Raw genomic sequence first — 12289 nt, forward strand, 5'->3', positions numbered from 1 at the left:
TTCACACTCCTTATGAAATCCTTGTAATTTGATATTCATCTTCATGTCGGAATTTATTAAATAGTCGTAGATCTACTCCTGAAAAATAACCCGGATAAAATAATATAAGCGGTGTTCTAAATGCATGATTAGATAGTTTTTTAAGTAAATGACTAGATCGAATAAATGGATGTACCGTTCCTACACCTGTTATAAAAATCAATTCCACGTTATCCGCTTTTTCAATAAATGCATTTACCAATAAATCTTGATCTTCTAATACAGTTTGAATAGCTTGAGAAAGTTCCAAATAGCCTTCTTCTTCAGCAATAGTGATTAATTCTATTAGATCATCTTCGAATAAACTAATTAGAAATTCAAAAAGATTGATTTCTTTTATATTTAATGTTGTTCGCTTTAATAATCCTTCAACATATGTACGTACTGTTAATTCGTCTTCTGCTGGATAATCAAAAACAAAATGCGGAATTTCACTGCCAATTCCTTTGGGTGTTGTAAATCCTTCCTCGTTTATACGTTCTTCTAATTGTTCTAATCTTTTATATATCGTCATACTAAACACCTACCTCTAATGTAATCATCGCTTTTAACAATGGATCATGTTCTTCTGCAAATTGTTTTAGAGCCTGACTAACATGTAAAGGAAAGACTTTATACTCACCATCTACCAATTCTATCATACCACTCTCTCTGTAAAACAATAGGAGAATATTGTTAATTTTTCTTTTTGTCGTTACATTCCAATTTGCAATTTTTTCTGATTGCTGTTCCTTTTCTTCCATATAAAAGTTCATATTCGAACTGTGTAAAATCCCATGATTATACTGATACCGATAAATAATTAGCTCGTAGAAATTTTCATAGGCATATCGATAACTTTTCAAAAAACTATATAACAATAGTGCCTTTTGGTCATGATTATGTCCTTGAAAATAATAGTCGGTTAACATTGGATATAATGTCATCGCTCTTCGATAAACCATTTGAAATCTTTTACCTATGGTCAATTCACTTCTAAGTAAAAATGGATTTTCATTCAATACATTTTGTCGAATTTCGTCTCTACTTAATCCTTTATTAAGTGATTTTAAGACATATTCAATATCTTGTTGGAACCATCCTTCACTTGCAAAACTAGCTGAGTATTCCATTGAATTCCCCTCACTTTTCCTCTTATTTGGATTATATCTATAAATGACGTAAATGAGAAATCGGTTAACTAGAAAAATCACTACTAATAGGAATCTAGTATATGAATATGAAACTTTCTATTAATTTACTCGTATTACTTTACAAACACCATTTTTTAGGAGGTAAATTTGATGAGAGAGGCTTGGCATAAGAACGATGAAAAGATTTATTTGATTCCACAAAATTTATCGGAAAGAGATGTCGAAAATCATAAGCAAATAGCAAAGAAAGGTACATTTACTTGTCCCTATTGCGAAGCAAAGTTAATTGTAAAAAGCGGAGATGTGCTTGGAAATTATTTTTCTCACCTTCATGGTGAAGGTTGTGAAATTTCAAAGCAAAGTGAAGCAAGGTACAAAAAGTACGAGAAGCAAAAGAAAAATGATACACCACGACATCCACAGATCTTATCAATAATGAATGATGAATTAGAAGTATTATCTAGAGTATATCCATATCTGACTAGTTCCTACGGTTATCTAGATACTGAATTTAGTATGTACATTCCTGACATCTCATTAAAAATAAACGACAAAAAATATGCTTTTACTATTATAACGAACATTAGCAGTTCAACTGATACTACAATAGCAAAAAACATAAATAAACAAAAACAATATTACGAATCACTTGGGTATGAACCTTTATTCTTTATTGAACGTAGTCACTTAGGAGTTGATATAGACGGACAATCTTTAGTACTTTGGGCAGCTGAACATGAAGCGTTAACAACCCAAAAAGCCGATATAAGTTGGAAGCAATTTTTAACTAATTTAGCTCCAATGAATGAATACCATCAAATCCTAAACCTCCCAAATAAAGATTTGAATGTAAAAAGCATCATGTACATAACACCGGCGGGCGAAGAAATTGCAATCGAGGCATTCCATGTACTAGAGCAACCATTTACAACACCTGTAAAAGCCTATTTTTTAAGTAAACCATATAAAATGACATTTTCTAAAGCATTTAAACTAGCAGAAGACACACTGTTATTGGCAGATATGCAAATTGAAAGTGAGAACCAATCAATATACGCAGAGAAATTCAAAAAAGCAAAAAGCACATTTATAGAACAACAAAAAGAATTAGAACGAATAAGAGAGGAACAAGAAACACTTGCAAAACTCAAAGAGAAGGAAAGACAAAAGCAAGCAGAAGAAAAAAGAAAGGACTATCAAGAAAGCTTAAATAATAGTTCTTATAAAAAAGCGGATAAAGTAGCAAAGCTCGAATTGTTAAAACGAACTTATAACGCAAATAATTAGGTGAATTTGAACTCGAACATACACTAACTCTATTAATTATTTAATAGACAATCTATGTATAATACATTTAAATGTTTTTTTAATAAAATATTATGTAATTAATTATTATTGTTTAGGAAATTTTTAGACAAACTAATATTTTAATTTACTGATGAAAAAGAAATCATTTTCCATAGAGCCATAAGGATTCTACCTAAGTCTAGCCCAAAATGTCCTAGACATTCTCAATTCGGTTTTAGGACTCATAATATAATCTATTAAGTAAAAGATTTTATTTTTTGAGTAGGTTTTATTAGTTTAAATTTCTACAATCTGCCCAAATAACTGAACAACAATTTTAAAAGATCTGGATATTTATGTTAACATTGAGGTGAGATTATGAAGAAATGTTCTTAAACTAACATGGCAGTTTAATTCCGTAAAAGGAATAAGATTGTTCTATGTAGAATCAAGAAACAAGGATATGAATTTTGGGGTAGTAAGGTGTGTTGGCGAGATAGATAAAAGGAGTTGTTAGAATGGCAATTTTCCAAGAATTCTTTTACATACCTGATGAAAATATGACGAAGATTTCCACGGGAGAAAATAAAATATTTGGTGGTGAGGTTCGTAATAACAAAGGGCAAATTGTAAAACTTCTTAGACCTGTCAGCAAGTTGGAGGCTACTTTATATTATGGCTGGAAGTATAGGGATACACTTTTTAAGGTTGGTAAGTTAGGTATGGCAGGTGTAAAAAGTTATAAATCAAAGAAAAAACAAGAACCAGATGTTGTTGTGAAATTTAGAGATGCTCTACAGGTTTACCTAAATGCTGTGCGCAATGGATCGCTTACAATGGAGATAATTTCAGATGTGATGGAACATTTGGGTGAACTGAAAATGCAACCTAATTTTGAAAAAATCAATATTGCACTTTCTATGGAGGATTTGGATGTGCTTTTAAATCGAATGTTTGATTATACAAAAAAACTTGCAGCAGATAATGCGATTGAACTAACCAGTTTAGAGAAAGAAACACCTTCGCAATCTGTGAATCCAATTATAAATCTGCAGCGTTGTCTTGAAACACAAAAACGCATTTTTGAACTGGCTTCTTAGATTATAGCAAAATTGAGCAAGCTCCTTATGGAACAAATGTGACTATAGTTACTTTACTCAATGAATTGGGATATTTGAGTTTATCGTTTTATTGAAAAAAAGTTCAATCAAATTGATGTTCTTCAACTATCCGTCGCTAAAATGAAGGAAATAAAACATAAATTAGAAAAATTTAATATAAGAATTATTTATAAATATATTTAGAGCGTGTATTGATAATAACACGCTCTAATAATTTGTTCGTTTACACTGTTATTAGGATTATGTGCTATTCCTTATTTTCCAAAATTCGTCCAATCATAGGTGTTTTCTTTTTGTTTACGTTTCTTTTCTTCCGATATACTTTCTACGTTCTTTTCTTTAATAAAGCTCATGATGAATCCACAATCTTCACAAATATATTTATAGATATCAACGGATTTATCATAACGACTAAACTCTTTATTTTCTTCAGATATTAATCTAAAGGAAATATCCCCTTTTGCTACTATTTCATTATCAATTGAGGTATTTACATCAACGTCAACATCTATATGTACATCGTCATAACCTCTTGTTCTAACCTTAACATCATTATAGGCGGTTGGATAAATATCAATATTTACATCTATTTCGTAATATCCTTTACGAAAATGTACTCCCCCACACACTAAACAACCAATCTCACTAATATTAATCACTCCCAACTAGTTATTAATATATGTATATGAAATTAATTGACTTGATAACAATAAAATTGTTTTAAGGCTAAATGAAGTAATGTACGATAGAAACAAAGAAAAGTTGGCTCAATTGGATTTCTAGATGACTAGATGAAATTATTGTTTTACCTAATGTATACCCGCACATAAATCTTATAAGAAAGTTAGCGAAGCAGAATTAAGATAACTATTTACTAACTATTTATGAAAATGATCTTACTAATAAAAATAGTAAACATCTACAATCGCGAACGACTCCGCAGCAAGAATTGTGTTTTTTCTTTATGTTAAGCGCATTTCCTCCTACACATCCTGAATTATCATTAGTATTTATTCCTCTTCTCCCCTTCGAATTAAAAAATCCTTCTATTATAATATTTAAAATTCGAAAGGATTGAACTCAGGAAAATGAATTTAACAATCGCACAATACAAAGCGCTATATGAAGAAATGTTGGAAGTGAATGAAGAAAATATTCAAGGGATGTTTGTTGTATCTAAGGAAGAAGAACTTAAAGTACTGGCAATGCAGTTTTTAATTAATAAGTGGAAAAATGAAAATTATTATGAACAAGATGCGTCCTACTATGAAGATGCCGAAGTTGTTGTAGTGGAAATTCGACGGAAAGAAGAAGGGTTATACTCATTCTGAGGGCTTGGCTTTACGGGTAAGTGTACATTAGCACATATAACAGAAATTTTTGATGCAGAAACTAATGTTAGCCATATAATCTTTCTAGAAAACGAGGGAGAAATTGAAAAAGGGAAAAAAGAATTGTATTCGGCTTATGATTCTAGATATACTTATGCTGTGTTTGGAAACCAATAACATTTGAATTAATAGATGTCTTGTATCTAGACGAGAACTAGATAAAAACCATAATAAACATTTACTTTATTATATAGTCACTGAGATACGTGAATTAGATTATTATAGTTTTTATGATTTTTTAAGATATTCAATATTGGAATCTATTAGATGACAGCCTAAAAGCAGTGGGAATTTTCCCTCTGCTTTTTTATATGCATTTACTTATCAAAATTAAAAATATCAACCACTTAATTATTTTGTAGATCCTCGCACACTTAGTTATGAACGTAGTTTAATTCTTTCCAATATTTTTTTATTATCTTTAAAAAGCCTATTCGAATATTCAGTAACACCCGCTATTATATTTTCACCTGAATGAGCTAGTGATTAATTCACAAAAAAAAATATTTTTTTTAAAAAACCTATTCGAATATCTAAAATCACTCGCTATTATATTTTCACATGATTGAGCTAGTGGTTAATTCACAAAATATATTACTTTTTGAAATACCTATTCGAATATTTGAAATCACTCGCTATTATGTCTCTAGCTTGCAAGCACTAAAAATTTCCACGAACTGAAAGGAGCAAGATTTATGCTAACTAAAAACACACTACAAGAAAAAGTAGAACCAAACAATTTTAAAGGTGAATGGATGGATTTAAAGACAGCTGCAGTCTATTTAAATGTCTCATATAAAACATTAAGAACCTTTCAAATAATGGGTTTAGAAATTGTAGAAATCGGACGAATTCGTAGAGTTTCTAAGACTGCATTAGATAACTTTATGTATAAACATAGTATTTAACAAAAAAATCGGAGGTAAATAAGTATGACAAATAAATCAAAATATCATCCAGCAATTAAAGAATATAAATTAAAAAATGGCTCTAAATATTATCGTTTTACTGTCTACTTAGGCGTTGATCCATTTACCGGAAAAGATGCAACTGTGACTCGTAGTAAATTTCCGTCACAAAAAGCAGCTCAGGTAGCGATTGATAGACTAAAGTATGAATTTAACAACGGAAAAAAACCAGAAAACATGCGTAAAACATTTTCGGAGGTTTATGAAGAGTGGGATGTTCTTTATAAAAATTCTGGAATTGTGATGAGTACGTATTCTAAAACGGAAGGTTATTTTAACAATTATATCCTACCATTTTTTGGCCATATGAAAGTTTCTAAAATTACTGCTGATCATTGTGAGAAATTCGCTTCCAAACTTTCAAGTAAATTAAAGTATTTTCATCATATCATTAGCTATGCATCTGATGTTTTGGATAGAGCTATACGTAAGAAATACATTAACTCAAACCCATTTAATATTATCAAAATTCCGAAAGAAACAATACATGTAATTAATGAGAATTACCTAAATATCGAAAACTTAAAACTATTAACTACCCATTTACCATTATTAGATTTAAAAGTACATGCTTTACTGCGCATACTCATTTTTACAGGAATCCGTAAAGGCGAACTATTAGTATTAAAATGGGGAGATGTTGATTTTAAAATGAAGACACTAAATATTTATGAGGCTTATTCTTATTCCAAGCATAATAATAGAAATAATGTTGGTCCTACTAAATCAAAACATAGCCGCACCATTTTTCTTGACGATATCACTCTAGATATTCTAAAACAGTGGCAACAAGAACAAAATTTACGATTAACTCAGCTTGGAATTCGAATTAATAAGCCAACTGAACAATTAATTTTTAATAACTCTGTTAATAGCTACTTAAAGTCATATTATCCAAACGAGCAACTTACAGAGGTTCTCGAGGTACTGAAATTAAAGTTTATTACTGTGCATGGTTTACGACATACACATGCAACACATTTAGGTGAAGCTCATGCAGATTTTGTTGGAATTCAAAACCGTCTCGGACATTTGTTAACCAAAAACACTACAACCGAACACTACTTACATGTGACAGATAAAATTAAATGGGACACTCTCAACTCTTTACTAGCCTATTATAAAGAGCATGGCATCAACTAATTCAAGATGTACTATCGTGAGTTTTATTAGATTTGACGAGTATTTAAACCGCTACGGAGTATAAAATTACTCCCTAGCGGTTATTTTTTTGCTTACTCTTTTGTTTGCCAAAGCTAATTTCATCACATACACTTTAATTGTAGTAAATATTACTATACCTCTTCGTCTCCGTAAGCAATAGACTGGAGGAATATATGACCAATATTAAAAGTTACCAACTAAAAAACAAAGAAACAAGATACAAATTTCACGTATATGTAGGTGTTGATCCGTTAACTGGTAAAGAACAAACGACTACCCGAAGTGGATTTAAAACTAAAAAAGAAGCTAAAGAAGCTCTTCTTCAAATTCAACAAGAAATTCGTAATGGTAGTTTTCGTAAACAGGCAGTAGAAACATATCGTGACGTTTATGAATTATGGATGGAACATTATGAAAATACAGTTGAAGACAGTACATTGTTAAAAACGAAGCGGATTTTTAAAAATCATATTTTATCGATGTTTGGTGACTATAAGATTGCTAAAATTGATGCAGCAATTTGCCAAAAACATGTGAATCAGTGGGCAAAGAAGCTCCAGCGTTTTCGTATGGTTAAAAATTATGCTGCGTTAGTCATGAAATACGCAATCAAACATGGTCTAATCGATAAAAACCCCTTTGATCTTGTAGAAATGCCCATTATCAAATCAAAAATCAGTTTAGAGGATGAAGATGAAGAGTTTGAAAACTTCTATTCACGTGAACAATTGATTCAATTCCTACATTGTCTAGAGAAAGATAGCAATTTAAAAAGAACCACTCTGTTTCATCTTCTAGCATTTACGGGAATGCGTAAAAGTGAGGCATTTGCACTTCAATGGAAAGACATTGATTTTGAGTCGCAAGAAATCAGAATCACTAAAGCTGTAAAACGAGGGGAATCAGGGTTATACTTGGGGCCTACCAAAAACGGTGAGTCTCGCACAATCAAAGCTGATGAAAAAACGGTGAGTCTTCTTAAACTATGGAGGATTGAACAAGCGAAAATTTATAAAGCTAAAGGATCCAATACAAACAATAAAAAACAGCTAGTATTTTCAAATGAACTTAATGTAATACAAGATCCAAATAAAACAGTCCAATGGCTTTCATCTTTTCTTCAAAAGTATGATCTTGATTATATTACCGCTCATGGATTACGTCATACTCACTGTTCTCTCCTATTTGAAGCTGGTGCAACAATTAAAGAAGTGCAATTCAGACTTGGACATAAAGATGTGAAAACAACCTTAGATGTATATGCTCACGTTACAAAAAAAGCAAAGGCAGAAACAATCGATAAATTTACTAACTTTATTCATGAACCCAATCATGATTAATTTTCTAACAAAGGATTAACAAAGGTTAATAAGGTTTTTAATAAGGATTCAATCCTATTCAGTACAACTCAAAGGCAATAAAAAAGCGCCATAAACGTTGATATATCAACATTTATGACACTCCATGAAATTCAGTAAATTTCACTGTATGGAGACGGCGGGAGTCGAACCCGCGTCCAGAAACTCCAATACTTCAGCTTCTACGCGTGTAGTTTGCCTATTTACGATTCACGTAACATTATGCCGACAAACAGGCGTCCTGTACGCTAACCTGGAAATCTCTTGCCGATGACTCAGGTGGCACCATCGACCGTATCCCACTAAAGTTGGGCCCCACGTTCTCTACATGGGCGATAGAGAGGCAGAGCGCTTACGAGCTTACGCTGCGAAAGCTAAGTTTTGTTGTTTGCCAGTTATTATATAACTGTCGTTGATGACGGAGCCGAGCCCTCCGACGCGCGACCAAAGCTTGAACCATCCCTGTCGAATCCGTAACGTCCCCTTGAATATGAAGCGAAGCGGCTTGGCCTCGTTCAAACAAAGAGCTAGAATTGCTTCTAGTACGGTGGGAGCTTAAAAGTACGCTTCCATGAAATCTGGCAATCAGTAATACATATTATAAAACAAAATGAGAGAGAGTTCAAGTGTACCGCTTTAATAGAAAAAATTGGCTTCGCTATAAATACTATCCGCCAGATTAAGTCTGCTATCCACCACTTTTCAACCTCTATCCGTCACTTTCGCCATTCTATCCGCCAAACTCGCTCGCCCCACCCAACAACGAAAAAACTCACCGCTATCCGCAGTGAGCTTTCTCTAAATCTATTAATATTGATTTTTTGCTTTGAAGGCACGTTCCATCTCGCGTTTGGCTTCTTTTTTGCGCATGTCGCTGCGCTTGTCGTAGTCTTTTTTCCCTTTACCGATGCCGATTAGGAGCTTGGCGTAGCCATCCTTGATGTACATTTTCAGTGGAACGATTGTGTAGCCGTCACGTTTTACGGCACCGACTAGCTCGCCGATTTGCTTTTTGTGGAGCAGCAGCTTGCGGGTGCGTAGTGGATCGTGATTGAAGCGGTTGCCTTGTTCAAAGGCGCTAACGTGCATATTGTTGATCCATGCTTCGCCATTGCGGACGCGGACAAAGGAGTCTTTCAGTTGAACTTTGCCTGCACGGATGGATTTGATTTCTGTACCTGTTAGGACCATGCCTGCTTCGATTGTTTCTTCGATGAAGTAATCGTGGCCTGCTTTTTTGTTTTGTGCTAATACTTTACCAGAACCTTTTGCCATATCTTTCACCCTCTACTTAAAAGGTTGAGCTTAAGCGAAAGCACCCTTTCAATGGATACTTTCGCTTAGGCTTATTTACGTTTTGTTTTTTTCTTTTTGCCTTTTTTTGCAATGCCCTCATAGAACTTTTGCTTTTGCTTCACGCGTTTTTTTGGACCTGGGCTTGAGTCATCTTTGCGGCGTCCACGTGGATCACGGTCACTTTCGCGTCGTTCACCTTGCTTTGATGAGCTACGAGTTCCACGATCATCCTCTTGACGGCCGCCTCTACGATTGCCACCACGTCCGCCTTTTTCCTCATCATTGCGTGTGCTTCGGCGACTGCGTCCACCTTTGTTATCGCTGTAATTTTTACGTGCATGAATAACAGTTGGTGCTGCTTTGCGTGTTCGTCCATATGAAGTTACCATTCCAACGATTTCAAAGTCAATGGATGACTCCTCAATAATGACATTTGCCACACGAACTGTCACTTCATCCCCAATACGGAATTGGCGATTCGTTCGTTCCCCGATCATAATCATTTGACGATCATCGAAGCGGTAGTAATCATCAGTCATATTGCTAATATGGACAAGTCCTTCGATGGTGTTTGGTAGCTCCACGAAAATACCGAAGTTTGTAATGGATGAAACAATCCCTTCGAATTCTTCACCAATTTTGTCGGACATATATTGTGCTTTTTTCAGTGCGTCTGTATCACGTTCTGCATCAACAGCACGACGTTCACGCTCAGACGTGTGGTCAGCAATTTCATCCATCGCCATACTCCACTGTGCAATGGTTTCTCTCGATGTATCCTTGTTAATTAAATACGTACGAATTAAACGGTGTACAACTAAGTCAGGATAACGACGAATTGGTGATGTGAAGTGTGTATAGAAATCCGTTGATAAGCCAAAGTGTCCAAGACTTTCAGGGTAGTACTTCGCCTGCTGCATTGAACGTAGGAGCATCGTAGAGATAACAGGCTCCTCTGGCATCCCTTCAATAGCCTTCAAAACATCCTGTAATGCCTTAGGATGAACGGTATTACCAGTACCTTTAATTAAAATACCGAAGTTCGTGACAAATTCAAAGAAGCGTTGAAGCTTTTCAGGCTTTGGATCTTCGTGAATACGGTATAGAAACGGTACATTCATCCAGTGGAAGTGCTCTGCCACTGTTTCATTGGCAGCTAGCATGAAATCTTCAATTAATTTCTCCGCTACTGTTCGTTCACGTAATTCAATATCCACTGGCCATCCTTCTTCGTTTACGATCACCTTAGATTCTTTGAAGTCAAAGTCAATAGCTCCTCGCATTTCGCGTTTACGGCGTAAAATACCAGATAGCTCAGCCATGTTTTTAAACATTGGAACAAGTGGCTCATAGCGTTCAATTAATGCCTCATCCTGCTCCTCTAAAATCTTGTAAACGTCCTTATATGTCATACGTTCAGTCGTTTTAATGACACTTTGGAAAATTTCATGTGCAACCACATTACCATTCGCATCAATAATCATTTCACAGGAGAGTGTTAAACGGTCAACCTGTGGATTTAATGAACAAATGCCGTTTGATAAACGATGTGGAATCATTGGAATGACACGGTCTGTTAAATAAACACTTGTCGCACGATCATAAGCTTCAATGTCAATGACCGAGCCTTGCGTTACATAATAACTTACATCTGCAATATGTACGCCAAGTTTATACGTTCCATCTACATTTTTCGTTACGGTTACGGCATCATCTAAATCCTTTGCATCTGCCCCATCAATTGTCACAATCGTTTCATGACGTAAATCACGACGCCCTACTAAATCGGCCTCGGTAATTTCATCTGGCACACGCTGTGCCGCAGCAATGACTTCATCTGGGAATTCAGGTGGAATGTCATGCTTATACAAAATGGATAAAATATCCACACCTGGATCATTTTTATGCCCTAAAATTTTTGTAATATAGCCTGTAGCAGATTTTAAATCCTCTGGCCATGTTGCTACCTCAACAACAACTTTATGTCCATCGACAGCTCCTAATGTATCTCCTTTGGCAATAAAGATATCCATTGGTAGCTTTTTATCGTCAAGAACAACAAAGCCGAAGCCACGGTTAGCTTGGAATGTGCCGACAAAGCTTGTTTGACCACGCTCGACAACCTTTGTTACCGTACCCTCACGTCGATCACCAAATGATTCCTTTAAAACACGAATCAGAACGATGTCTCCGTTAATGGCACCGTTAATTTCATGCGGCGGAATGAACACATCATCCATGCCCTCGACATCAGGTGTCACGAAGCCAAAGCCCTTCGCATGTCCGATAAATTTACCTCTTAGTAAATTCATACGCTCTGGTAGGCCATAGCGATTGGAGCGAGAGCGTACAACTAAGCCTTGCCCCTCCATGCGGACAAGAGTTTTCACAAGCTCCTTGAACTCCTCCGCATCCTCAAAGCCGAATTCATCCTCGATTTCACCGACGGTTAGTGGTTTATAATCATCTTTGCTGAAAAAATCGAGTAAACGACTTTGTAGTGTATCTTTTTGATCTTTCATACATATTCCC

General features: G+C 34.8%; 11 protein-coding genes and 1 other RNA gene. 6 read left to right on the top strand and 6 right to left on the bottom strand.

The window, feature by feature from the left end:
• Positions 1 to 10: 10 nt before the first annotated feature.
• Both MHB39_RS18565 and MHB39_RS18570 read right to left on the bottom strand, forming a co-directional pair.
• The gene (locus tag MHB39_RS18565; RefSeq protein ID WP_342544885.1) at positions 11 to 553 is read right to left on the bottom strand and encodes a BREX protein BrxB domain-containing protein; all 543 of its coding nucleotides are present in this window, start codon (positions 551 to 553) and stop codon (positions 11 to 13) included.
• Position 554: 1 nt separating this feature from the next.
• Positions 555 to 1151, bottom strand: coding sequence for a BrxA family protein (locus MHB39_RS18570; protein ID WP_342544887.1), 597 nt, complete (start codon positions 1149 to 1151; stop codon positions 555 to 557).
• A 171-nt stretch (positions 1152 to 1322) separates the two neighbouring features.
• Here MHB39_RS18570 and MHB39_RS18575 point away from each other — a divergent pair, with 171 nt between their 5' ends.
• Together MHB39_RS18575 and MHB39_RS18580 are read left to right on the top strand one after the other, a co-directional pair.
• Entirely contained in the window at positions 1323 to 2459 is a 1137-nt protein-coding gene (locus MHB39_RS18575) for a competence protein CoiA family protein (RefSeq protein WP_342544888.1), read from the top strand.
• A gap of 518 nt (positions 2460 to 2977) precedes the next feature.
• The gene (locus MHB39_RS18580) at positions 2978 to 3559 is read left to right on the top strand and encodes a hypothetical protein (RefSeq protein WP_342544891.1); all 582 of its coding nucleotides are present in this window, start codon (positions 2978 to 2980) and stop codon (positions 3557 to 3559) included.
• A gap of 275 nt (positions 3560 to 3834) precedes the next feature.
• Here the strand turns inward: MHB39_RS18580 and MHB39_RS18585 are convergent, their stop codons facing one another.
• The gene (locus tag MHB39_RS18585; RefSeq protein WP_342544892.1) at positions 3835 to 4239 is read right to left on the bottom strand and encodes a hypothetical protein; all 405 of its coding nucleotides are present in this window, start codon (positions 4237 to 4239) and stop codon (positions 3835 to 3837) included.
• Positions 4240 to 4668: 429 nt separating this feature from the next.
• Between MHB39_RS18585 and MHB39_RS18590 the strand changes: the two genes are divergently transcribed.
• From MHB39_RS18590 to MHB39_RS18605, 4 genes are all read left to right on the top strand, one after another.
• A complete protein-coding gene (locus MHB39_RS18590; protein ID WP_342544893.1) occupies positions 4669 to 4911 on the top strand; it encodes a hypothetical protein in 243 nt (80 codons plus the stop codon).
• Positions 4912 to 5666: 755 nt separating this feature from the next.
• The gene (locus tag MHB39_RS18595) at positions 5667 to 5879 is read left to right on the top strand and encodes a DNA-binding protein (protein ID WP_342544894.1); all 213 of its coding nucleotides are present in this window, start codon (positions 5667 to 5669) and stop codon (positions 5877 to 5879) included.
• A 24-nt stretch (positions 5880 to 5903) separates the two neighbouring features.
• Positions 5904 to 7082 (top strand): site-specific integrase, encoded by a 1179-nt coding sequence (locus MHB39_RS18600; protein ID WP_342544895.1) that lies wholly within the window; start codon positions 5904 to 5906, stop codon positions 7080 to 7082.
• A gap of 194 nt (positions 7083 to 7276) precedes the next feature.
• Positions 7277 to 8443 (top strand): site-specific integrase, encoded by a 1167-nt coding sequence (locus tag MHB39_RS18605; protein ID WP_342544896.1) that lies wholly within the window; start codon positions 7277 to 7279, stop codon positions 8441 to 8443.
• A gap of 146 nt (positions 8444 to 8589) precedes the next feature.
• Here the strand turns inward: MHB39_RS18605 and ssrA are convergent.
• The 3 genes from ssrA to rnr form a co-directional block, all read right to left on the bottom strand.
• Positions 8590 to 8945, bottom strand: a transfer-messenger RNA (tmRNA) gene (ssrA, locus tag MHB39_RS18610).
• Positions 8946 to 9268: 323 nt separating this feature from the next.
• Complete coding sequence (gene smpB, locus MHB39_RS18615; RefSeq protein WP_048390901.1) at positions 9269 to 9736, bottom strand: SsrA-binding protein SmpB; 468 nt, start codon at positions 9734 to 9736, stop codon at positions 9269 to 9271.
• 71 nt (positions 9737 to 9807) lie between these two features.
• The gene (gene rnr / locus MHB39_RS18620; protein WP_054549540.1) at positions 9808 to 12279 is read right to left on the bottom strand and encodes a ribonuclease R; all 2472 of its coding nucleotides are present in this window, start codon (positions 12277 to 12279) and stop codon (positions 9808 to 9810) included.
• Positions 12280 to 12289: the final 10 nt, after the last annotated feature.

The sequence above is a fragment of the Lysinibacillus sp. FSL K6-4013 genome (genome assembly GCF_038630435.1).
Classification (GTDB): Bacteria; Bacillota; Bacilli; order Bacillales_A; family Planococcaceae; genus Lysinibacillus; species Lysinibacillus boronitolerans.